This window comes from Cupriavidus agavae (assembly GCF_004217045.1).
Lineage (GTDB): Bacteria > Pseudomonadota > Gammaproteobacteria > Burkholderiales > Burkholderiaceae > Cupriavidus > Cupriavidus agavae.
In genome coordinates this window covers 70,895-94,607 of record NZ_SGXM01000008.1, presented here as the reverse complement: position 1 = coordinate 94,607, position 23,713 = coordinate 70,895, and the positions used below count along the sequence as shown (strand labels likewise).

The 23,713-nt window shown below is 69.3% G+C and carries 19 protein-coding genes; 2 read left to right on the top strand and 17 right to left on the bottom strand.

Annotated features, from left to right (window positions below; all coding sequences use genetic code 11):
- The first annotated feature begins 33 nt into the window (after positions 1–33).
- The gene (locus EV147_RS21535; protein WP_130393245.1) at positions 34–900 is read left to right on the top strand and encodes a glycosyltransferase family 2 protein; all 867 of its coding nucleotides are present in this window, start codon (positions 34–36) and stop codon (positions 898–900) included.
- A gap of 81 nt (positions 901–981) precedes the next feature.
- Here the strand turns inward: EV147_RS21535 and EV147_RS21530 are convergent, their stop codons facing one another.
- The 6 genes from EV147_RS21530 to EV147_RS21505 all read right to left on the bottom strand — a co-directional run bounded on the left by EV147_RS21530 (position 982) and on the right by EV147_RS21505 (position 10,067).
- Entirely contained in the window at positions 982–1,545 is a 564-nt protein-coding gene (locus EV147_RS21530) for an LbetaH domain-containing protein (protein WP_130393244.1), read from the bottom strand.
- A complete protein-coding gene (locus EV147_RS21525; RefSeq protein ID WP_130393243.1) occupies positions 1,539–2,759 on the bottom strand; it encodes a glycosyltransferase family 4 protein in 1,221 nt (406 codons plus the stop codon). The genes EV147_RS21530 and EV147_RS21525 overlap by 7 nt, the downstream gene beginning before the upstream one ends.
- Positions 2,731–4,053, bottom strand: coding sequence for a lipopolysaccharide biosynthesis protein (locus EV147_RS21520; RefSeq protein WP_130393242.1), 1,323 nt, complete (start codon positions 4,051–4,053; stop codon positions 2,731–2,733). Before EV147_RS21520 ends, EV147_RS21525 begins: the two co-directional genes overlap by 29 nt.
- Positions 4,054–4,144: 91 nt before the next feature.
- On the bottom strand, positions 4,145–5,995 hold the full coding sequence (locus EV147_RS21515; protein WP_130393241.1) for a serine aminopeptidase domain-containing protein: 1,851 nt from the start codon (positions 5,993–5,995) through the stop codon (positions 4,145–4,147).
- A gap of 94 nt (positions 5,996–6,089) precedes the next feature.
- Entirely contained in the window at positions 6,090–8,495 is a 2,406-nt protein-coding gene (locus tag EV147_RS21510; RefSeq protein ID WP_130393328.1) for a polysaccharide biosynthesis tyrosine autokinase, read from the bottom strand.
- 60 nt (positions 8,496–8,555) lie between these two features.
- The gene (locus EV147_RS21505) at positions 8,556–10,067 is read right to left on the bottom strand and encodes a mannose-1-phosphate guanylyltransferase/mannose-6-phosphate isomerase (protein ID WP_130393327.1); all 1,512 of its coding nucleotides are present in this window, start codon (positions 10,065–10,067) and stop codon (positions 8,556–8,558) included.
- Positions 10,068–10,366: 299 nt separating this feature from the next.
- Here EV147_RS21505 and EV147_RS21500 point away from each other — a divergent pair, with 299 nt between their 5' ends.
- Positions 10,367–11,407 carry a DUF1839 family protein gene (locus EV147_RS21500; RefSeq protein WP_130393240.1) on the top strand — a complete coding sequence of 347 codons (1,041 nt, stop codon included), beginning with the start codon at positions 10,367–10,369 and terminating at the stop codon, positions 11,405–11,407.
- 72 nt (positions 11,408–11,479) lie between these two features.
- Here EV147_RS21500 and EV147_RS21495 read toward each other — a convergent pair whose 3' ends face one another.
- The 11 genes from EV147_RS21495 to EV147_RS21445 all read right to left on the bottom strand — a co-directional run bounded on the left by EV147_RS21495 (position 11,480) and on the right by EV147_RS21445 (position 23,331).
- The gene (locus tag EV147_RS21495) at positions 11,480–12,208 is read right to left on the bottom strand and encodes a Crp/Fnr family transcriptional regulator (protein WP_130393239.1); all 729 of its coding nucleotides are present in this window, start codon (positions 12,206–12,208) and stop codon (positions 11,480–11,482) included.
- A 436-nt stretch (positions 12,209–12,644) separates the two neighbouring features.
- Complete coding sequence (locus EV147_RS21490; RefSeq protein WP_130393238.1) at positions 12,645–15,227, bottom strand: glycoside hydrolase family 2 protein; 2,583 nt, start codon at positions 15,225–15,227, stop codon at positions 12,645–12,647.
- On the bottom strand, positions 15,224–16,210 hold the full coding sequence (locus EV147_RS21485; protein ID WP_130393237.1) for a DUF1839 family protein: 987 nt from the start codon (positions 16,208–16,210) through the stop codon (positions 15,224–15,226). The genes EV147_RS21490 and EV147_RS21485 overlap by 4 nt, the downstream gene beginning before the upstream one ends.
- Positions 16,211–17,176, bottom strand: a complete 966-nt coding sequence (locus EV147_RS21480) for an amino acid--[acyl-carrier-protein] ligase (protein WP_130393236.1) — start codon at positions 17,174–17,176, stop codon at positions 16,211–16,213.
- Between the two features lie 10 nt (positions 17,177–17,186).
- Positions 17,187–18,386, bottom strand: coding sequence for an acyl-CoA dehydrogenase family protein (locus EV147_RS21475; protein ID WP_130393235.1), 1,200 nt, complete (start codon positions 18,384–18,386; stop codon positions 17,187–17,189).
- Positions 18,383–18,634, bottom strand: coding sequence for an acyl carrier protein (locus tag EV147_RS21470; RefSeq protein ID WP_130393234.1), 252 nt, complete (start codon positions 18,632–18,634; stop codon positions 18,383–18,385). Before EV147_RS21470 ends, EV147_RS21475 begins: the two co-directional genes overlap by 4 nt.
- A 108-nt stretch (positions 18,635–18,742) precedes the next feature.
- On the bottom strand, positions 18,743–20,146 hold the full coding sequence (locus EV147_RS21465; RefSeq protein WP_130393233.1) for an undecaprenyl-phosphate glucose phosphotransferase: 1,404 nt from the start codon (positions 20,144–20,146) through the stop codon (positions 18,743–18,745).
- 104 nt (positions 20,147–20,250) lie between these two features.
- Positions 20,251–20,985, bottom strand: coding sequence for a phosphatase PAP2 family protein (locus tag EV147_RS21460; protein ID WP_130393232.1), 735 nt, complete (start codon positions 20,983–20,985; stop codon positions 20,251–20,253).
- 372 nt (positions 20,986–21,357) lie between these two features.
- On the bottom strand, positions 21,358–21,612 hold the full coding sequence (locus tag EV147_RS21455; RefSeq protein ID WP_130393231.1) for a hypothetical protein: 255 nt from the start codon (positions 21,610–21,612) through the stop codon (positions 21,358–21,360).
- Positions 21,613–21,707: 95 nt separating this feature from the next.
- Positions 21,708–22,343, bottom strand: a complete 636-nt coding sequence (locus EV147_RS21450) for a DNA-binding response regulator (RefSeq protein ID WP_328591142.1) — start codon at positions 22,341–22,343, stop codon at positions 21,708–21,710.
- Positions 22,344–22,512: 169 nt separating this feature from the next.
- Positions 22,513–23,331: a helix-turn-helix transcriptional regulator gene (locus EV147_RS21445; protein ID WP_130393230.1), complete on the bottom strand. Its 819-nt coding sequence runs from the start codon at positions 23,329–23,331 to the stop codon at positions 22,513–22,515.
- Positions 23,332–23,713: the final 382 nt, after the last annotated feature.

Below are 23,713 nucleotides of genomic sequence, written 5' to 3'. Positions count from 1 at the left end.
ACACGGGCGCCCGGTGCGCCCGGGGATACCGATATGAGCGGCATTTCCGTACTGGTCCTGACAAAGAACGAGGAACAAGACCTGCCGGGCTGCCTGCGCAGCCTGGCATGGTCCGACGATATCGTGGTGTACGACTCGGTCAGCGACGACCGGACCGTCGAGATCGCGCGCCAGTTCGGCGCGCGCGTGGTGCAGCGGCCGTTCGACAACTGGTCGGCCCACCAGAACTGGGGGCTGCGCAACATCGACTTCAAGCACCGCTGGGTCTACTACTCCGACGCCGACGAGCGGGTCACGCCCGAACTCGCCAGCGCCATGCAGCGCGCCGTGGCGCAGGCCGGCGACGCGGTGGCCTTCCGCGTGCGGCGGCGCGACCACTTCCTGGGCGCCTGGCTGCGCCACGTGGCGCCGTCCCCGTTCAACATCCGCCTGTTCCGCCCCGACCGCATCCGCTATGAACGGCTCTGCAACCCGGTCACGCTGGTGGATGGTCCGACGCGCGACATCGCCGAGCATTTCGACCACTTTCCGTTCAGCAAGGGCATTGCGCACTGGTACGACAAGCACAACCGCTACAGCACGTTCGAAGCGGAACAGATCCTCCTGAACCAGGCCAACGGCACGCAGTTCAGCCTCTGGCGCGCGTTCTTCGACAGCGACCGCAACGAGCGCCGCTTCCATCAGAAAGAGTTCTACTACCGCCTGCCGCTGCGGCCCGTGGTGATGTTCCTGCTGCTGTACCTGGTGCGCGGCGGCATCCTGGACGGGCGCGCCGGCCTGACGTATTCGCTGCTGCGCGCGTTCTACGAGTACATGATCGTGCTGAAGGTCAGGGAGGCGAAGCAGAAGCCGGTGGAGGCGGTGGAACGCGTGCCGGAGGGAACGACGGAACAGGTGTAGGCGCGTTTATCCCTGGTTTTCTCCCCTCTCCCCCGCCCCTCTCCCCCGCCCCTCTCCCACAAGTGGGAGAGGGGAGAAAAATCACTCCCACTCCTCGTGCTTCACCCGCTTGCCGATCACCTTGGCCGGCGTGCCGCCATAGACGGTCCATGACGTGGGCAGTGACTTGGTGACCACCGAGCGCGGGGCGATGACCGCGCCTTCCGGCAGCTCCACGCCCGGCGAGATGAATGCCTCGGCGCAGACCCAGGCGAACGCGCCCACGGTGATCGGCGCGGTGATGAGCTGGAAGTTGCTGCTGTTGTAGTCGTGCGAGCCGGCGCACAGGTGCGAACCCTGCGATACCACGCAGCGGCGGCCCAGGTGGATGTGGCCCATGTTGTAGAGGGTCACGCCGTCTGCCACGCCCGCGTAGTCCTCGATCGACAGCCGCCACGGCGCCCAGATCTTCACGGTGGGATACACGTGCACGTGGGCGCCGATCTCGGCGCCGAACGCGCGCAGCAGGAAGCTGCGCCAGCCGTGCAGGGGCCGGGGGCTGAAGCGGAACAGCAGCAGCCACGCCCAGTTCCAGATCTGGCGCAGCACGCGGTTCTGCAGCGAGAACGACGGGCCTACCGACGGGTCTTCCTTGGCGATCAGCATGTTCCGATCTCTCTTGCGGCCAGCGCGCCATCGATGGCTTTGGCGTCGCGCGGTCGGCGCGTGGCCAGTTCTTCCATCAGCGCGGCCACGCGGCCGCCGTACGTGGACCACCCGCCGATGCGGCGCACCCGGCTCAGCGCCGCGGCGCCCATGATCTGCTGCAGCCACGGCTCGTCCGCCAGGTTCTGCATGCGCTGGGCCAGCGCGTCGGCGTCGCGGATCGGCACGATGTAGCCTTCCTCGCCGTCGGTGAACAGGTCCTCGCCGCCCGAGTTATGGGTGCCGATCACCGGGCAGCCGCACGCCAGCGCCTGCGCCTGCACCAGCGCCAGCCCCTCCTCCACGCTCGGCAGCACCATCACGTGCGAGCGGCTCATGTACTCCTTGAGACGCGGCTGGGGCACCGACCCCGTCAGCGTCACGTGCTCCATCGGCAGCCCGCTGGTGCGCAGCCACGCCTGCATGTCGGGATCGCACGCGCCGACGATGGTCAGCCGCCTGGCCCGGTGCGTGACCTTCGCAAACGCCTGGAGCAGGTACGGGATACCCTTGCGCAGGTTGACGCCGCCCACGAACAGCACGTCGAACGTCTCGGTGGATGGTTCGCCCACCTTCTGGAAGCGCGACAGGTCCACACCGTACGGAATCAGCCGCAGCTTGCGCTCGGACACGCCGGCATCGAGGAACGACCGGTACGCGAAGCTCGACGGCACCGTGATCATGTCCGCCTCGGCATACTCGCGCTCCTCGCGCGCAATCACGCGCGGATCGTTGGGCTTGTACGGCATGCCCCAGCGCGCATATTCCTCGGCCAGGATCTGGTCCTGGATGCGGATATGCGACGAGCCACGGTCGCAGATGTACGCCGCGCCGCGTGCCTTGACGATGCGGCCCGCGTTGCCCGCCGACGACGACAGCCCCGCGTACACGTCGCACTCGGGGATGTTCCGCTCCACATGGCGGCCAAACGCCTCCAGGCTCCAGTGCACCAGTTCGCGCATGAACGCGCGGTCGTAGCCAAAGCGCGCGCCCAGCTTGACGCACGGCGCGTGCAGCCACGGAAACGTGCGGATCACCGAGTCCGGCAGCCGCTCGCCGCGCAGCTTGAAGCGTGGATAGCCCGTGAAGACCGTCAGTTCGTGCCCCCGGGCGTGCAGCTCGCGCGCCAGGTCGAAGGTGTGGAACTTACCGATAGTGGACAGCGCTACTTTCATCTAGCTCCTCCGCAGGATTGTCGCGGGACAGGAAGGTTTGCGCCGTGAGCCACAGGCACACGGACATGGCCAGCACCTCGCCGCCGATCATGGCGACGACCAGGCCCATGATCTGCATCTGGGTGCCCAGCACCCAGGCACCGAGCAGCGACAGCGCGCTCAGCGCCAGGGCCGCCACCCCAAGCCGGCCATGCTGGTTGGTTGCCAGCAGCACCACGCGCGGGATGTGCCAGAGCCCGGCCACCGCCGCGTAACACAGGAAGGCCGCCATCACCGAGGCATGGAACGGGATCTCGCCCTTGGTCCAGATCCGCAGCAGCAGCGGCGCGCACACGTACAGCACGGCACTGAGCGCGATGGCGCCGAGCGCGCCAATCAGCGCGGTGCGCAGCAGCAGCCGGCGCAGCGCGTCCAACTGGCCGCTGCCGAACATGCGGGCGAACTCGGGCCAGAGCGCATGGCTCAGCGTGGAGGTCACCTGCACGGCCACGCGCGCCACGGTGCGGTAGGTGTTGAACACGGCCACCGCCGCCGGTCCCAGCAGGTGGGCGGTGAGCAGCGTGAAGCCCTGGAACGTCAGCGCGTTGGAAATCGGGAAGGTCATGAAGGCGATCGACGGCTTGAGCATCGCGCGCACCTCGGCCCAGTCGGCGTCGCCCATGCCCCATGACAGGCCGGCGCGCGTACTGGTGCTCTGGCGGCTGATCCACAGCAGCGTGGCCACGCGCACGGCCAGCATGCCGCAGGCCACCGCCGCGAACGTGCCGGCCAGCAGCAGGCCCGCGATGCCGCCCGCCCATTCCAGCAGCCGTGCGGTCACGTTCATCGTCACGCCCTGCGCATAGCGGCCCGTGGACAGGAACGCCGCGTTCGACAGCCCCGCCCCCAGCGAGAGCAGTACGCTGGCCAACAGCGCGGCAAGGGCCAGGCGCATGTCCAGACTGCCGAGTTCGGGCACCGGCAGCAGCAGCGCGGCCGGTATCGCCAGCATCGCAATGCTCGCGCAGGTCAGCAGGATGAACATCTGAGCGCTCTGGAACACGCGGTTGGCGGCCGGCATCTCGCCGGCCCCGGCCAGCATGCTCATGCGGTTGCCAGCCACGGTGACCATGCCGACATCGGCCATCGAGAGATACGAGGGAATGGCCGAGATCACCAGCCACGTGCCGTAGGTGTGCAGGTCCCAGTGGCTCAGGAAGATCGGCAGCGATGCCAGTTGCATCGCGATGTTGGCCAGCTGGTCGTACGTATTGGCGCCGATGCCGGCAATGATGCGCTTAACGATCGGGGACATCGGTCATCGCCTTCTTCATGTACGGTCGGGCGGACCCTCATCCACCCGTGCCTCAGCATGCGTCGATAGCGGCCCATGCGTCTGTTCGCTGTCACACACCGCCACCGGCGGCCGCCATTGCCCCCACGGCCCCCACGGCTCCGCCCGTGGCCGGCGCAGCCTCGGCCCCGGCTGCCGGCTCGGCCAGCGTCTGCTGGCGCCGCAGGTTCTGCATCAGGAAGGCCAGGAAGGTCTCGCGGCTCGGCGCCAGGATCATGGCGTGGTCGAGCTGCGCGCAGCGGTGGGCGCTGACGCCGGGCAGGTCGTGCAGCGCCTGCCAGCCATCGCCGAAACAACGCCCGGCCAGCGCGAGTCCGGCATCGTCCACGCCATAGAGCAGGTCCAGCTGCACACCGCGCCGGCTCAGCCGCGCCATGGCGTCGCGTGCGTGGTCCGGCTCGGGATCCACTTCGGCCACGCCGGGCGCCGGCCTCGGGGCGAACAGCCGCGCCAGCCGTTGGCCGACCTTGGCGGCGATCCGGCCCACGGGAATGTCGCCGCGCATCAGGCGCTGCCAGTTGCGCGCGTTGCGCGCAGCGAACAGGTAGTCGCGCAGCGTGGTCTCGCCGCTGTGCTCGGCGGCATCGTCGGCGTCGCGCCACAGGAATTTCAGTGCGTTGGCCATCACCACGCCGGTCACGCTGGGGTTGGTCAGCGCGGCCTGGAAGCTCAGATAGGCGCCCGAGCACACCCCGGCCATCACGATATGCGTATGGCCGCGTGCGCGCGCCCAATCCACGGCGGCACTGACATCCTCGCGCGGACGCGGCGCGTAGGCGCGCGGCACCGCCATCTCGCGGGCCGCGCCGGGACTGTCGCCGAGCGTGGAGACATCGAGCCGCAACGCGGCAAAGCCACGGCGCGCCAGTGCCCGCGAGAGCAGCACGAAGGCCCGCCCATCGCCCACGTGGTGGCTACCCCCGGTGTTCGGGAAGATCACCACGGCGCGCGGCGGATCGCCTTGGCCGGCGGGCTCGCACAGCACGCCGAACTGCCTGCCACCGTCGATCCAGACCGAATGCTCGATCACGCCATCCACGTCGTGCGTGCCGGCCAGCGTCACCGTGGCGGGCTGGGGCGGCTCGGCCGCCGGGCTGGCGTCAGGCGCCAGCCACTGCACCACGCCGCGCCAGGCGGCTTCGGGCACGGCCGAGATCTCGGGAGATTTCATCATCAGCCGGCTGTCGAAGAAATCCCGGACATCGACCTGCACCCCGGCCTGCTCGTACTGCCGGCCCAGCGCCGCCACGGCCGACATGCTGCCCGGCGCGTCGTCGAGCAGCAGCACGTTCGGCGCCGGGCAACCGGGCCGCCGGTCGAGCCGCAGCGCGCCGATCTCGTGCATGGCCTCGGCGGCCAGCCGGTACGACAGCACATCCATGCCGGCGTCGGGCGCGGCCGCCGGAGCCGATGCCGGCGCGCCGGGCGCCTGGGCCGGGTCGTAGAACGCGGTCAGCGCGCGCAGTTCGCGGAGGTAACCCCGCCCGTTGATGACCGGCGCCATCAGCACCAGGGCCGCCGGGCCGTTGTCGCGCGCCGCCATGGTCTCGGCCGCCAGCACGGCCAGCGTGGCGCCCAGGCGCCAGCCGCACAGCACCAGCCGCTGCACCCCCGCCAGCGCGCGCAACTGCCCGGCGGCGGACACGATGTTCTGCACGGCGCGCGGCACGAAATCGGGCTCGCCGCCCTCGCCCGCCGAATCGCCGGTGCCGTAGTAGTCGAAACGCAGGACCGGCACGCCGGCCGCCGCCAGGTCGTCAGCCAGGTGGCGCAGGCCGCGGTGTGCCCACATGGCCTCATGCAGCTGCGGCGCGCACAGCACCACGCCAGTCTTTGCGCCGCCTTCCGCGCCGGCCGCTTCGTGCAGCCAGCCCGCGCATCCGTCGAACATGATCCGTTTCATGGTCTCCTCCCGGTATCGAAGGACAGCGGCGCGTCCGCAGAAACGGGTACGCTTCCCGGTTTCACGTGGCGCGCCGCCGGGCCGCCGTGGCCCGTCAGGCCTTCTGTTGTTCGATGGCGGCCGGGCTGCGCTGCAGGCGCGGCACCGGCTGCAGCGTCAGCGGCATGCCCAGGTACGGATTCATGTTGCTGAAATCGGCCTGGTTGCTGCGCTTTTGCCTGACGCCGTTCAGGATGCCGCCCAGCAGGCGCGCGTCGGCGCGGCCCAGCCGCTTGAGCGTTTCGTCCACGTGCTCGGGCAGCGTGGTGTCGGCGCGCAGCACCAGCAGCGTGGAGCCGGCCAGATTCGCCACGAACGTGGCGTCGGCCACGGCCAGCACCGGCGAGGTATCGACCAGCACCAGGTCGAATCGCTCGCGGCACATCTGCAGGCAGGCGGTCATCGCCGGGTGCATCAGCAGTTCGGACGGATTGGCCGGTGGCACACCGGCCGGCAGCACCGACAGCCCGTTGACCACGGTCCGCTGCACTGCTTCGGCCAGCGGCACCTGCCCGGCCAGCACTTCGGCCAGCCCCACGTCCACGGGCAGGTCGAACCAGTTGGCCACCTTGCCGCGCCGCAGGTCGGCGTCGATCAGCAGCACGCGCTGCCCCGCTTCGGCAAACAGCACGGCCAGGTTGACCGAGGCAAACGTCTTGCCGGCGCCCGAGGTGGGGCTGGTCACCGCCACCACCTTGTCCGGCGCGGCGCGCAGCGTGAAATGCAGCGCCGCGCGCACGCTGCGCAGCCCTTCCACGGCCATCGAATGCGGCGCGTTGCGGGCCAGCAGGAACTGGTCGTGCAGCCCCAGCCGCAGCAGCCGCTCGGCGCCGTCCACATCGTCCTCGCGATGCTCGTCGAGTTCGTCGAGATCATCGAGTTCGTCCTGCGGCACCAGCGCGTGGCCCGGCTGGCGCGTCAGCAGGCCCGAGATCTGGGCCTGCGACCACGCGGTCTGCGCGCGGGCGTCCACCAGACGTTCGAGCGCGGCCTGCTCCTGGCTGTAGACGATGTCGCCCAGCATCGGCAGGCCCAGGCGCACCTCGGCATCGTTCACGGTTTCGAGCGTCGGGCGCATGCGCTGGCGCACCGTCACGCACGCCATGGCCAGGCACAGCCCCAGCAGCGCGCCGCCCGTGGTGGCCGGCCACGGGCCCAGGCCCATCGGGCGCGTGGGCACCAGCGCGCTGTCGAGCACGCGCACCTGGCCGCTGCGGTCGAGCTGCGCCAGCGTGAGCTGTTCGGCCTTGTTGCGCAGCGTCATGTACATGTCCTCGGCCACCTTGACGTCGCGCGTCAGGCCCACCGATTCGCGCTCGGTGGCCGACAGGTTCTGGAACCGCGAATCCATCTCGCGCCGCTCGCGCACGAGCTGCTGGATCTGGTTGTCGACGGTCCTGACCTCGTTGGCCTCTTCGGTGAACCGCTGCAGCAGCTTGGTGCGCTCCAGCTTGAGCAGCGCAATCTGCTTCTGGTAGTCCATGCTGCCCGACAGGAACGACTGCGCGTCCTGGCTCGGCGCCATCGAGCCGGCCTTCGAGCGGTAGCGGGTCAGCGCCGCCTCGGCGCGCTCCAGTTCGGCCTTCACGCGCGGGATTTCGCCCGACAGGAAGGCCAGCGTGGCGGCGGCATCGTCGCGGCGCTGCGTGGCCTGGCTGCCGATGAACGAGTCGGTGATGCCATTGACCAGCGCGGCGGCCGCCGTGCGGTCCGTGGTGCGCCAGGCGATGCTGACGGTGCCGGTGTCGCCCGGCTGGGCGTCGATGCGCAACCCGTTCGAGACCGCGTCCACGGTCTGCACCAGATCATGCCGCTTGAGCACGAAGCGCGTGCCCGGTTCGGCCTCGATGCGCGAGACCGCCAGCGTCACGCCACTGCCTTCATTGACCTTGCCCACGCGGCCGGACAGCAGCGCGGTATCGCCCTGGTAGAGCCGGTAGTTGTCGTCGGGCAGCACTTCAAGCGTCAGCGGCACGTCGATCAGCCGGTCCGGCACGTTGAGCCGGTCGACCGTGATCTGTTCGCCGCCCCAGGCATAGCCCAGGCTCTGCGGCCATGCCGCGCGTACCTGGCCCGGCGTGGCGAAGTAGGCGGCCAGCCCGCCCACCAGTGGCGCACGCAGCGGCTGGGCCGAGATATCGATGCGCAGCCGTTCCACCACGGGCGCCACCACGGTACGGCTGCGCAGCATGCCGACGTCGAGCGGCATCGCCTGCGGGGCCATCGCCAGATTGGCGTTGTTGGCCGGACGGGCCGCCGCGCCGCCCTCGCGCGGCTGCAGCACCTGCACCAGCGCGCTGGCACCGTACACCGCCGGTTGCGACACCGCCACCATCCACGCCACGGCGGCACCGGCCACGCCAGCCGCCAGGATCCATCCCGCATGGTCGAGCATGGCCCGACGCGCTCCGCCACCGGCCGCGGGCACGCCCGCCGCTCCTGCTCCACCCGCGTATGACATGTTGTTCACGACGTCCCCCTTGCCTCGAACCTGCTACCCGTGCGGGCGCGCGCTGTCGCGCTACTTGCGCCCGTAGTTGTCGTCGAACCTGACGATATCGTCCTCGCCCAGATACGAGCCGGACTGCACCTCGATGATCTCCAGCGGCGTCTTGCCCGGGTTCTCCAGCCGGTGCAGCGTGCCGATGGGGATGTACGTCGACTGATTCTCCGAGAGGATGCTGACCGTCTCGCCGCACGTCACGCGCGCCGTGCCGCGCACCACCACCCAGTGCTCGGCACGGTGGTAATGCATCTGCAGAGACAGGCTCGCGCCCGGGTCCACGACGATGCGCTTGACCTGGAAGCGGTCGCCATGGTCGATCGAGTCGTAGCAGCCCCACGGCCGGTGCACCTTGCGGTGGTTCACCACCTCGGCGCCGTGCTCGGCCCGCAGCCGCTGCACCACGTTCTTGACGTCCTGCACGTGTGCCTTGTCGACCACGAGCACGGCGTCGGCGGTTTCCACCACCACCACGTCCTGCACGCCCACGCAGGCAATGAGCCGCCCCTCGGAGTGCGCGAGGCACGACGACGCGCCATCGAACAGCACCCGCCCGCGCGCCACGTTGCCAGACGCGTCCTTGTCGGCGATGTCCCAGATCGCAGCCCAGGAGCCCACGTCGGACCAGCCCGGGTCCATCGGCACCAGCATGCCGTGGATGTCGGGCAGCGTCTCCAGCTGCTCCATCACCGCGTAGTCGATCGAATCGGACGGGCAGGCCGCGAAGGCTTCCCGGCACAGGCACAGCGCGTCGCCCCCGGCAGCCGCCTCGGCTGCGGTGTAGGCGGCGCGGCACGCCTGGGCCATCTCTGGCTGCAACTGCTGCAGCGCCTGCAGCCAGACCGAAGCGCGCACCACGTAGACACCGCTGTTCCACCAGTAGTCGCCTGACTCCACGTAGTGCTGCGCCAGTTCCAGATGCGGCTTCTCGACAAAGCGCTCCAGCGGCAGCGCGCCGTCCTCGGACACCTTTGCCGTGCGGATATAGCCGAAGCCGGTTTCCGGCGCGCTCGGGCGCACCCCCAGCGTGACGATCGAACCGCGGTCGGCATGCTTGATCGCCACGGCCAGCGCGGCGCGAAACGCCTCGGTATCGCGCACGGCGTGATCGGCCGGCGTGGCCACGAGTACGGCGTCGCCCTGGCCGCCGGCCATGGCCACGGCATGCAGCGCGGCCATGGTCAGCGCCGGGGCGGTGTTGCGCCCGCACGGCTCGGCCACGATGCGCGCCGGCTTGCCGCTGCGCTTCATCAGCTCCGCGATCATGAAGCGGTGCTCTTCGCCACACACCACGATCTGCGGCAGCTCGATGCCCGCCGTGCGGCCCGCCATCACGGCCAGTCCCTCGAAGCGGCGCGCAGTGGCTTCGAGCAGCGTGTTCTCGGCCACCAGGTTCAGCAGTTGCTTGGGATGCTGTTCGCGCGACAGCGGCCAGAGCCGCGTGCCCGAGCCGCCCGCCAGGATCACCGGCTGGATCGCCACCTGCGCCAGGCCCGGCACGGTGGCAACCTGGCCCACCTGCTCGACCATGTTCTGGATCAGGGATGGCGGTGCCAGCGCGCCCGGATTGGAAATGCTCATCTTGCCTCCTGCTTCGACCTTGCCGCCACGCGGCACGCGCGTGCAGCCACACCGCTCCGGTGAGGATGGGGCCAGTGTGAAATGGTGCAGCGCCGGTCTCTGTTCGATTCCGCACACCCCCGGTGCCGCACCGGGCGCGCCGCGTTTTGTTGGAGACCGTACCGAAGCCCGCGCGGGCTTCGGCTCCAATGGCGATGGCCCCGCACGTGCGCGGCCCACCGGCATGGCGGAACCTCGGAGGACCGAAGATGGAGCAAGCCACAGCGCAACTGGCAGCAGAGCCCGGCAGCGAGGCCGCGCCGATCCAACCCACCGCGCGCCAGGCCACGCCGGCGCGGCGGCTGCATGGCGAGGATGCGATCTGGCAGGAGACCAACTGCTACATGGACCTGTGGATCGAGCTGCTGTACGGCTGGGGCCTCGATCCGCGTGCGGCGCTGGCGTTCACGGTGGCGCAGGACTACGAAGGCGACCACTTCACGTTCTTCAAGTACCCGCAGGCCGATCTCGAACTGCTCTACGGCACGGTGGTGCAGGAGACGGCTGTCTACGACACGCTCGAAGCACACATCGCCGAGCAGGTGGCACGCGGGCACGCGATGCTGGTCGAGGTGGACAGCTTCTACCTGCCCGACACCCGCGCCACGGCCTACCGCAGCGGCCACGTCAAGACGACCATTGCCATCGACGCCATCGACACGGTGACGCAGCGGATGGGGTACTACCACAGCCTTGGCCGCCACAGCGTGGATGGCGAGGACTACCGGGGCCTGATGCGGCTGCTGCCCGAGCTGGGCGGCAACGGCAACATCCTGTTCCCGTATGCCGAATGCGCCAAGCGCGTGCGCGCCCCGCTGGAAGGCCGGGCGCTGTCGAATGCGGTCGCGCAACTGATGCGCCGCCATCTGGGCCGGCGTCCGGCCGAGCATCCGATCACCCGCTGGCGCGCGGAATTCCCGGCCCAGGTCGAAACCATCCTGGCGCGCGGCGACGCCTACTTCCATCACTACGGGTTCAACCTGCCGCGCCAGCTCGGCGCCAACTTCGAGATGCTGCATCATTGCCTGGCCTGGCTAGGCGAACATGGCTACCCGGTGCCGGCAGCGGTGCGCGAGGCCGCGCTGGCCATCGCGTCGGAATGCAAGGTGCTGCAGTTCCGCCTGGCCCGCGCGGTGGCGCGCCGCCGTCCGGACGCTTGCAGCGAAAGCCTGGACAACCTGGAAGCGGCGTACGTGACCGTCATCGAGGGGCTGCTGGCTTCGTTCGGGAGTGTCGAGCCGCACGTCTGATCGCACTCGCTGTCTTGGGTCCCCTCTCCCGCCTGCGGGAGAGGGGAGAAAACCGACTGGGTTTTCAGCAGATCAAGCATGCGCCAGCGAGAGCGCCGGCAGCAGCCTGTCGTACTCGCGCTTGACCAGCTTGTAGCATTCGCACGAATGGTGCTCCAGCCCGCAGCGGTCGAGCACCGTGATGTGCCCGCGGCTGTGGTGGATCAGGCCCAGGTCTTCCAGCTTGCCGGCGGCTTCGGTCACGCCCTCGCGGCGCACGCCGAGCATGTTGGCGATGACCTGCTGGGTGATGACCAGCTCGTTCGAATTCATGCGGTCGATGGCCAGCAGCAGCCAGCGGCACAGCTGCTTGTTCAGCGAGTGGTGGCGGTTGCAGGCGGCGGTCTGCGCGATCTGCGTCAGCACGGCCTGCACGTAGAGCAGCGTCACGCGCTGCAGCGCCGGGAGGTGGCCCAGTTCGCCGCGCAGCACGCGTGCCGGGATGCGGTAGGCGAAGCCTGGGCTGCGCACTTCGACGCGGCTCGGCATCGTGTCGCCGCCCGTGACCACCGGAATGCCGACCAGCCCTTCGTTGCCCACCGCGGCGAACTCCACCGTGGCGCCGTCTTCGAGCAGCGACAGCAGCGAGACCACGGACGTGGTGGGAAAGTACACATGGACGATGCGCTGGCCGGAATCGGTCAGCAGCTCGCCGGCACGCAGGCGCACCAGTTCGAAGTGGCGCGACAGCACGTCCCATTCGTGGCGCGGCAGTGCGTTGAGCAGATGATTGATATGCAGGTCCGACCGATGCGTAATCATTTCCCTTCCCTCCGTATGACCCAGGAGCGACATCGGTACCGCCGCAAGACAATACTTGCGAGACATGTGACCCGACTTCGCCGCTCCGCCTTTTTCTCAGCTGTTTGCTGGCGAATGTTCGGCAGCCCTGCGGCCGCCACCCGTGAACCCTTGGCCGTTGCCCCGTTTGCGCTTCGGCCATCAACTCGTTGTTGACTGTATTAAGTGCCATGGAACACAGAACTGACAGTAGGCAGACGGATAGGTCAGAAGCTCATGCTTTGGTAGGTTGGATGTAGGCATTCCGGCGAGGCCGCGCACCAGGGGCTCGTGCAAGGGCATTGGCCAGCAGGATGAGGCGGGCGTGCGCTGCCGCACCAGCCGTGGGCTGGCGGGCAGGTTCGCAAAGGTTGAGATGGCCCGGGAAAGGTTTAGGCCGGATGGGCAGGATGAGGCGTCAGCCGTCGTAGCTGACCGCGCGATCGGCGTTCAGTGCGGCCACCTCGCCCGAAGGGATGGCCGGTACGCCGCCCGTGGCGCCCGCCTCATGCATCAGGCGGATACGGCGCGTCTCGCCCGGCGCCAGGTGGAACCAGTCGGACTCCGGCTGGTACGCATGATCCTCGATGTGGACCCAGCGCGCGAAGCGCTGCGCGCTGACGGTAAGCCACCAGGCGCCGTCCTCGCAGGCCACGCTGGCGCGCAGGCCGGGGTCGCGCAGCGCGTCGGCGCGCCGGTCGTGCAGGAACACGGACTGGCTGAGCAACGCGTTGCGTGGCTGGCCGGCAGCCTCGTCCGTGGCCCCGTCCGGGGCCGCATCGTGCAGCGTGGCCAGCACCACGTCATGGGCCGGCGGCCCGAAGCGGTAGGCGTACGTGAAATCGAAGAAGTGGTCGAGCAGCCCGGCGGCCACCAGCCGGCGCCGTTCGCGCGGCGCCAGCGTCAGCGTCTGCACGGCCTCGGCGGCCACATGCTCGCCGTCGCGCAGGCAGCGCAGGCGCAGTTGCACCGTGCGCGGCGCGGCCGTCTCGTTGATCAGGTGGACATGCAGCCCGTTCAGCCCCTCATCCGTCAGGATGACCTGCACCGGCTGCCAGACCTGCCGCAGCGCATGCCAGGCCGATTTCGGCCGGGCACGCGCGTCGACGATGCCCCAGCCCGGCCCCGGCAGCAGATCCTGCAACTGCCAGACCAGTCCGCCCCGGCACGTGGAGCCGGTGCGCCGCCATTCGCCGAAGACCTCGGTCATGATCTCGGCCACCACGGCGCGCGACAGCGCCAGATAGCGCGCCGGGCGCTCGTAGCGCAGCCGGGGCGGATCGACCTGATACAGCTCGCGCAGGTAGAAATCGCGGATGTCCTCGAAATCCCACGCGGCGCCCGCGTCGCGCGGCACGCGCGCCTTCCAGCGCGGGTCGTGCAGCGGCTGGGACAGCCCCGCCTCGGCCAGCGTGCGCGCACACGGCACGTTGGCGAACGCCAGGCATTCGGACGTGAAGCGCACGTTGGCGAGCCGGGCATCCGACAGCGGGCGCTGGTAGGCGCCCACGCCGTAGTAATGCGAGACACCGGTATCGGGCTGGAACGGCCAGGCGCCCTCGCTTGGCGAGTTACGCACATAGATCACGTCGGGGCGCTGTTCCGCCACCAGCGCGGGGATCAGCGCATCGAACAGCGGCTGGCGCCAGGCGCCGCGCGGGGCGCCCATCATCGACGCCTGCTGCTCGGCCTCGCTGCCACCGCACAGCACGGCCAGGCTCGGATGCGCCCGGGTGGACGCCAGCCACTGCGCCACCTCGCGTCTTGCATCGTCGACGAACGCCGGGCTGGCGCTGGTCTCGCCGCCGTAGTCGAAGTTGGCGAACATGAAATCCTGCCAGACCAGCAGCCCCAGCGCGTCGCACTGGCGGTAGAACGCCTCGCCCGGATAGCACGTCACGCCGCTCACGCGGACCATGTTGGCGCCGGCGTCCCGTGCCAGTTGAAGCCAGCGCGCCACGGCCTCGTCGGAATCGGCCAGCCCCGGCAGGTCATGGCTCGACACGCAGGCGCCCCGGCAGAACACCTGCTCGCCATTGATGCGCAGGCCAAACGCGCCGGCCTCGCCGTCGCGGTCTTCGGTGATCGTCCGGAATCCCACGTTGCCGCAAGCCAGCACCCGGCTGCCAACGCTCGCATCCACGCGATAGAGCGCCGGATCGCCATGGGTGTGCGGCCACCACCGCTGGGCGTCAGGCACGCTCAGGCTGCCGGCCAGCGTGTTCGGTCCGGTGCGATGCAGTTCGCCGTGCCAGATGGCCTGGTCGGGGCCGATCGCCGAGAACGCACCGGTGGCCGGTGCCGCGCCCGGGAAATGGAGTTGCAGCGCTACCGCGCCGGTGTCGCCGTCGAGCGTGCCCGACAGTTCCGCGCGCACGCCATGAGCCGCGTCGTCGCCCACGGGATCGAGCAGTTCGATGTCGCGCCACGGGCCCACCGCATGCACCGGCGGGCACCAGCCCGGCATATGGCCGAGCAGCGTGGTGCGCACCGCGCGCAGCGTGGGCGGCTGGATCATGCGCGGCTTCCACCGTACCGGGCCGCGTTGCGAACGCAGGTAGGGATGCAGCGCGCGGAAGCAGATATGCAGCACGTTATCGGCGCCGGCCAGTTCCACCTCCACCTGATGGGCGGCGAACATGTGGCGCGTGGTCAGCACGTTGACTCCGTTGAGCCAGACTTCGGCCACCGTGGCCAGACCGTTGCAGCGGAGCACCCGGCGGCCGCTGCCCGGGAAATGGAGCCGGTACCAGTAGTCGTGCTGGTGCAGCGGCGGCGGCAGCGTCTCGTCCCAGCGCCCGGCCGCGCGCAGCGCCGTGGCCACCGTACCCGGTACCGTGGCAGGCAGCCAGTGGCCGGTCTCGGACAGCTCCCCCGGATGTGCCGCCGCGTTGGCAAACGTTTCGAGCAGGGTCCAGTCGCCTTCGAGCCGTGCCGGCTGCACGGCCACGCCGGCATGCAGCACCGGCAGCAGCGCCGGTGCGGGGTCGCGTGCAGTCATGTGACGGTCTCCCCAAAGTGCGCCGCCAGCGCGGGCACGGTGCCCTGGTAGGCGATTTCGAGCTGCTCCAGGCAGTCTTCGCAACTGTCGGGCTTGTGGCTGATCACGGCCCGCATCAGCCGAAACTGCATCACCATGGCCTCGGACGCCATCGTGTAGCACGCCTCGGCCACGGTATCGGGCAACGGCTGGCCGTTCATCACCAGCCAGCGCACGTAGCGGCCGAGCAGTTCGAAGTTGGCGCCCAGTTGCCGCAGCACGCTGGCCGCGTAGATCTGGAAGTTTGGCTCGCCGCGCGCCATCAGTTGTTCGAGGTGCGCCGGAAACGCGGCGCGGAACGCCTTGATCGGGTTCTCGCGCGGACGCCGTGCCAGGTGGCCGCGCAGGATATCGGTCGAGGCGCGCAGCAGCTCGTTCGCGCCAAGCGCGGTGAAGCGCCGCCGCACCACCTCGGCCTGCGGGAACGTGGCCACCCCCCACATGGTCTCGTGGGCCGGCGTGCGGAAGATCGCCAGGTAGTCGTCGCCGCTGGCCGTGTGGTAGCCGTCGTGGTGGTAGTAGCCCACGGCGGTTGCCTCGGGCACCAGCACGTCGATGGCGATGCAGGCGCGCGCATGCTGGCGCCGGTACGTGCCGGCCGGCTGCGGCAACTGGTAGTTGTCCACCTCCAGCAGCACGGCGTGGCCGCGGTTGGTCTGCGCCGCCACGTGCGCCTCGAGCCGGCCGTAGGTCGACAGCTCGTCCTTGACGATGCCGTAGAGCCGCTCCAGGTCCGAGGGCGGGATGTTCGAGGGCGTGAACTGGTCGCCCTCGAAATCAAGCGTGACGGTGAAAGGCAGTGCCGCGATAGGTTCGAAATCCCATCCATGTAACAGCTCGACCCAGAGGTCGATATGGCGGTTGGCATGCGACCACACGGGGTTGCCCCCGTGCAGCGCGTGCGCGCCGCCGCGCGTGCGTACCGCCTTGCCGTCACCGTACATTTACACGTCTCCCAGCGTCTCGCGCACCGGCTGCGGCCATCTGGCGGGATCGAGCCCGTGGTGCTTGAGCAGCGCCAGCACCAGCCGTTCGATCCCGAAGCCCACGCAGCCCGTGTGCGCGGTGCCGCCATCGGCCAGGCCGATGTGCCACAGCGCGCCGAAGTGGTCCATGTGGTAGTTGAAGCTCATGCAGGCCGTGGGCCCGAGCCCGTCGTTGACCGGAATCAGCAGCTCGAACTTGAGCTTGAGTTCGCGCTGGCTGTCGGCCACGATCTTGCCGCCGCGTCCGAAGAACGGGTCGTTGGCGACATCCACCTCGACGGGCAGTTGCAGTGACTCGGCCAGCGCCTGGCCGCGCTCCATCCAGAGCTGGCGGAACGCCACGATGCGCTCGGGCGAGCCCAGGCACACATATTCGCGCTGGCGGAACAGCTGCATGCGCGTGGGTTCCAGCGACGGCTCGTGCCGGTAGCAGTACGACAGCACGTCAACCACCTTGCCCGCCTCGGGCAGCGGCCCGCGCTTTGCCACGACCGGATAGATCGGATAGCACGCGGCGGGCGTCAGCACCACGCCGGTGGGCTCCTGCTGGTCGGTCCAGTCTTCCTTGTCTTCCAGCCGCGCCAGCAGCCGGCGATGGCCGCGGTCGTCGCCACAGAAGCTGTGGATCGTGCCGGCGAGGTTGGGGAAGCTCTTCAGGTATTCGCTGGTCTCGAAATCGTGCTGGCCCATGGCGGGCGGAAAGCGCAGCACTTCGGCCTGCTGGTCCGCGCCAAGGCGCGTGATGGCCGCATTCAGACCGTCAGCCACCGCCTCGAACACGGCGCTGCGGCCATACAGGCCCTTCACGCCGGTCTCGATCAGCAGGCCGGCGGCCAGCAGTTGTTCCAGATAGGTAGGCTGGGGCGCGGCCGATTCCGGCGCACCGCCGCCCTGCGTCACGTCAGTCAGTGCATGGGCATCCATCGGGGGCTCCTCAGGAACGGTCGGCCAGCAGCAGGTTGGCCGTGTTGGTCTGGATGCGATCGTTGTTGATCATCAACGGGGCGGACCACAGGTCACGCAGATGGCGGCCCAGGCTGAACGGCGTACCCTGCTTGTAGCCGGCCATGCCGCAGACCAGCATGGCCTGCTGCACGACTTCGAGCGCCATGGTCGACATCGCGGTCTTGAGTCCGTTCATCTCGGCGGCCAGTGCGAACGCGGCCGACACCGACGCCCCGGCATGGCGCGCTCGCTGGCGTTCCAGCGCCATGTCCACGCGGGCCTCCATCATCTGCAGCATGCTGACGGCCTCGGCCACGCGCGGCGCCGACGGCGGCAGCTGGCCCGGACGCGCACGCGCCTGGCCCTGGAAGAACGTCTTGGCGCGCGACACCGCATCGCTCGAAATCCCCACCCAGAGCGCGCTCCAGAGGATGTGCGAGACCGGCGTCATCGTGGCGTCGGCAATCTCGCCGAACGGCACCGGCAGCACCTGGTCCACATGGCCCGTGGCTTCGAGCCGGAAACCGTTGCTGCACGTGCCGCGCATGCCGAGCGTGTCCCACGTGTTCAGGCTCTGCAGCGTGTAGTCGGCCTTGAGCGTGCAGACCAGCACCTGGTCCGACGGCGAGGCGTCGGCGTGGCGCCGGGCGGTGATCAGGATGCCGTCGGCGTGCGCCCCGTACGAGATCGTCGGCGCCATCTTCAGCAGGTGGAAGCGGTCGCCCTCCACGTTGACCGCGCAGCCGCTGCTGCGCAGCGCGCCGCCGATGGCTTCCTCGGACGTGGCCGACGCCAGCAGCAGCTGTTCCTCGGCCACGCGGGCCAGCAACTGTTGCTGCCAGGCATTGCCGGCGCCGTGTTCGAGCAGGCAGGCCACCTGGATCTGGTGCATCGCGTAGATCATGCCGGTCGACGCGCAGTGCTCGCCCAGCGTGCGGCAGATGGCCGCCACCGTGGCCAGCGACGCGCCGCTGCCGCCGAGCACGGCCGGCACCATCGCGCCCAGCAGCCGCTTCTCGCGCAGCATGGCGAAGGCTTCGTGCGGGAAGCGCGCCTCGTGGTCCACCGCATCCGCAAAGCGCTGCGCCTCGGCGCCGGCTTCGCGCGCGGCGGCGATCAGCGCATCGGTCGCCATGGCGCTGCTGGCGTCCGGATTGGCATGGGCCAGCGCCACCTTGGCGGGGCTCATGCTGCCTCCTGCTGCTGGCGGATGGTCTCCACGGCGGCCGCCAGCGAATCCACGCTGCGGAACAGCTGGCGCGTCAGCATCTGGTCGGGGATCTCGATGTCGAACGCATTCTCCAGCGCCAGCATCACGTGCACGGTGGCCAGCGACGACAGGCCGGCGGCGTAGAGGTCATCGTTATCGGCCAGCGTGGCCAGCGGCACATCGAGCCGTGCCACTTCACCGAGGATATTGCGGATGGTTGCTTTCATGCGTCGTCTCCCAATTTTTTGTAGGACGGGCTCCATTCCAGGGCTTTTGCGCGTCCCGCTCGGTGCGATGTCGCACCAATACCGCGCGCCACTGCGGGCGTGCCGGCGCTAGTGGGCCGATGCGCCGGTCCAGCCGTGCAGTGCGGTGCGCACGATGATCCGGAGGTCGAGCTGGAACGACCAGTGCTGGATGTAATAGATGTCGAACTCGATGCGCTTGCGCATCTTGTCGATCGTGTCGGTCTGGCCGCGCAGTCCGTTGATCTGCGCCCACCCGGTAATGCCAGGCTTGACGCGGTGGCGCAGCATGTACCGGTCGATCAGTTCCTTGTAGATCTCGTTGTGCTCCATCGCGTGCGGGCGCGGGCCCACCACCGACATCTCGCCGCGCAGCACGTTCAGGAACTGCGGCAGCTCGTCCAGGCTGGTACGACGCAGGAACGCGCCGATGCGCGTCACGCGGGGGTCGCCGCGCGTGGCCTGCGTGACGCCGGTATCGGCATGCACGCGCATCGTGCGGAACTTGTAGACGTGGAACGGCTGCCCATCGATGCCGAGCCGCTGCTGGCGGAACAGCACCGGCCCCGGCGACGACCACTTGACCATCACCGCGATGGCCAGCAGCACCGGGCTCAGCGCCAGCAGCACGCCGGCCGCAAACGCGCGGTCGAAGCTGGCCTTGAGCAAACCCGTGATGCCCGACACCGGCGGCGCGTTGAGATCGATGACCGGCAATCCCATGAAATCGCTGAACCGGTGGCCGAGCAGCTCCACCGACGACACATCGGGCACCCAGCGGATATCGATCAGGTCGTTGCGGAAGCGGCGCACCACCTCGGAGAGATCGCGGCAGGCGGCCATCGGCAGCGTGAGCCAGATCTCGCGCACGCCCTGGCTGCTGACGAACGCGTTGACCTCCTCCACGGTGCGCAGCGTGGTCACGCCATTGGGAATGCCCTGGCTGTGCTCGTCGTAGATGCCCACCACGCGGTAGCCGGCCGTGCGGATACGCTGCACGCGCAGGAACATCTCGCGCCCCAGCGGCCCGTAACCGAAGATCACCACGCGCTTGGCGTTGATACCCTGCTCGCGCACGTTGCCGAGCATGCGGAACATGATCGCGCGCGAGACCAGCAGTGCCAGCGCCGTGCTGATGAACCAGCCCATCGACCAGACCCGCGAGACCGCCGCGATCTGGTGGATCAGGAACGCGCCCAGCAGGCCGGCGACGAACACCGTGGCCCAGGCCGAGCAGATGCGCAGCGCCAGCACCGCCAGGCTGCGCCCGCGCCACGACTCGTAGACGCCGAAGCCGGGAAACACCACCAGCGCGCCGATCGCGCACAGCATGGTCAGGAAGCCGTTGACCGGCGCCGCCTCGCGGATGCCACCGGGAAAGTACAGCGCCCCCATGGCGATGCCGGCCACGGCAATCAGCAGGGCGTCGGAGAGCCTGTAGAGATAGTGAAGCGCGCTATGCCGCTCGGCGGCGACGTTCCAGTTCGATGCCATGACAGCCCCAATGCCCTTGCGGGAAACCTTACCGGGTCATGGTTGCGCAGGGGGTGTCGGCAGTCTGTGGGGGGGCGCACACAGGTGCCCGGGGTGCGTTCCGGCTAGGCGGGACAACGTGCGGTGGCGCACCGGACGACCCGCGCGGCATCGGCCGCAGCGCCGCCGGCTGTACCGCCGGCGGCACCTGCGGACACTGCGGCGGCTTCCGGGCACACCGCGCACGGCGCGCGCGACATCCAGTCGCCGCGCTCGAACGGGCGGTCACGGCCCGAGAGGAACAGCGCCATCTCGGTCACCAGCCCGTGCGTGATGCCGGTCATGTGCGACACCGGCAACAGCGGCATGGACAGCAGCGCGGCGCTGGCCAGCATCATCGTCAGCGGGCCGCGCGGCACGCCGTGGCGCAGGATGAACGGCACGCTGACCAGGAAGCCGAGCGCCAGCCCGCTGACCACCTCGGACGGCGAATGCGCATGCAGCGCCAGCCGCGACACGCCCACCGCCAGCGCCAGTGCCACGCCGGCCAGCGCCGCCAGCGCGCTCAGCCCGGGACGGCGCGCCGGCATCGCCAGGTACAGCAGCACCGGCAGGATGGATGCGGCCATCATCGAATGCCCCGAGAAGCCGGTGAAGTCGATGGCCGCGCTGCCAATGCCCCAGCCCATGAACGCGATCTTCGAGGCCAGCACCGCGCCGGCCGTCAGCGTGAACGCCAGCAGCCAGTGCCGCGCCACGCGCGTGGCGCCATGCCAGCGCAGCCACACGTACAGGAACACTGCACAGGGCAGCAGGAAGGTGGACTCGCCGAAGAAGGTGATCAGATGCCAGCGGCTCATGGTGGGTCTTGCGGAGCGACGAAGGGCCAGCGTAGCACCGCCCGGTACGCCGCGCCATGACGTGTGTGGGGTGCCCTACCTACCGAAGCATGAGGGCGCCGGCCCGTGCCGCGCCCTGCCCGGCCCGCCGCATGCCACCCCATATCCACGCCAGCACTGGGCTGGCGGGCGTTACGGGGGCGCCGCAAGCGGGGATGAGACGCCGGGCTGGCATGCGTCTTCTGGTTGATACAGTCCGCAAGCGCGATTCGATATGTTGACGGTAATGGCTGTCCACCACGTGGGCAGCCATTTCAAAGCCCGCATGGTCCCCCGGTCGGCGGGCTTCTTTTTTGGTGCCGGGCCTGCCGGGAAGTCAGCCAGGGGAAGGTTTCACTGCCGGCGCTTGAGCGCCAGGAACATCGCGCGCGCGGTTTCCAGGTGCCGGGTGGCTTCCTGCTCCCCGACCGCCAGCGCCGCCACCACGGCGGCCGCCTCGGTGGGATGCCGCCGCCCGTGCAATTCGCCCCGATACAACAACGGCCCGCCAATCACGGCGAGCCGTATCTCGTAGCAGCATGCCCACTTGTCCCGGCCCTCACGCACGGCAAACCCGTGGATGACCAGGATATCGATTCCGGATTCCATACGACCCCCTGCGTCCCGCGGCGGCCGGCCTCGGCATGGCGCCGGCTTCTGACCACGGGTACAAACAGCATAGTCGTATCGGCGTCAGCCGAAACTCATCCGATGGCAGTAGACCCGTCCGCGTGCAGGCGGGCCGCGGCCGGCAGGGTCATCCCATCGGCCGCCGGCACGTCGAGCCGGGGCAGCGCGCGCAGCACGGACAGCGCGCTGCGCGGGAAGCACTGCCCGCCGGCCCACACCAGCGTGGCCGCCGCGCAGACCAGTTCCACCGGCGCCGGCACCGCCAGGCAGCCGCTGGCGCCAAGCAGTGCGGCGTGGGTCATCAGCGTGGGATCGAGCGCGTCCGACAGCACCAGCCAGCGGCGCGGCGCCAGCCGCTCGCGCACGCGGTCGAGCAGGCGGCGGGGGTCGCCGCCCACGCCGCTGCAGTCCACCAGCGCCATTTCCACCGCCTGTTCGGGCAGCGGCTCGGACCGGTCCGGGTTGTCGACCTGGCGGTATGTACGTGTGACGTCAGACAAGTCCGCAGGCTCCAGCAGCCAGTCGGGGCCATGCCAGCGCACTGGGGTGGGAATGTCCTGCGCTTCCATGCGTCGCGCAAGGATGCGGCACATCATTTCGTTGGTGGCGATCAGGTAGGTCGTCATCGGGAAGCCATCCGCGCGCACGGCGCGTGTGTCCGCCAAGGTGGGATACACCGGCGGGCCGCCCCGGGTAAGGGCATCGAACACAGTTGAACACCTGGCGAGCATGGGACTTCGGAGGATACGGCTGTCCCGGACGCCGGACCTGTCTTACAGGCTAGCAACCACGGCCGGCCGCTGCCTCATGCCTATGGATGAGGGCGGGCCGGCGGATGGTGCAGGCGGGCCGTGGCTGGCCCGTGGCATGTGGCTTCGGTCAGGCGGCCTCACAGGCCTCCCGCGCATGGAGCGACGACATCGGGATATGCGTGGGCTGGGCCGGCGTGGGTCCGATCCAGTTCAGCGTGGCACCCCGCTGCAGCGCCACGTACACCGCCTCGCCCTTGTTGCGTACGTGCAGGCGCTGATAGAGCGTGCATGCGTGGGTCTTGGCGGTGGCGACCGAAATATTGAGCAGGCGGCTGACCGTCTTGATCGGATAGCCGCGCGCCAGCAGCGCCAGCACCTCGTACTGGCGCTCGGTGATATTGAGCAGGTGGGCGCCGGCGGCCGGCGTCTCGGGAGTCGCCACCGGCGCGGCCACCGCCGCGGCACCCGGCAGGTCCACCGGCACGCTGTGCAGCGGCACCACGATCGGCGCGGCCGCGTGGCGCGCGCCCTGCGCGGCCTCGGGCTGGCGCGCAGGCGGCACCTGCGACGGGAAGCACTCGCCGCCGGCCAGCACCAGCCGGATCGCGGCTTCGAGCGCATCGGACGAACAGGTCTTGGCCAGCACGCCGCGCACCGCGTCGGGCAGGCCGGCCTCGGGCAGCGGCGCCGGCACGTGCTCGGCCAGCACCAGCACGCGCAGCGGCTGCAGGCGCTCGCAGAGGTCGCCCAGCATCTGCCAGCCCTGGGCGGCATCTGCCGGCAGGCCGAAGATCAGCAGGTCGGCGTGGTGCGTCCAGGGGTCGGGCTGGTGGAGGCTGCCCGGATCGAGATCGACGAGATCGCCCGGCACGTGCGCCTGGGCCAAAAGATGGCGCAATCCAAGGCGCAGCAGTGGATGTGGCTCGAGCAAGAGGATGGTGGCCATGGCCGTTCACTTCTTATTGGCACGTCGTCTGGCTTTCGCTTGCCGCGCGGCGCGCTGATTGGATGAAAGTCCGCTTATGGCGCGGCTACCCCATCCATACGGTCCACATCACCTCCAGAACCCTTGCAGCGCCCCGTCCTGGCTCACTGTTCCGGTCCTCCCTCGGAGGATGCCGACCGCCCCGTGTGCGTATGTTACGCGTTAGATCCTTCTGAATACAGATTCAAATTAAATTGAATTCTGGTGTTCAGCATAGGAACGTCGCCGTGTGAATGCAAGGTGATGTTGCAGTGCGGCGGGTTTTCCCTTGGTTGTATGGCAAGTGCCCCTAGCGCATATGGCAAATGCGCCATACGACGCGAACGCTCGTTCGAATCTGTCA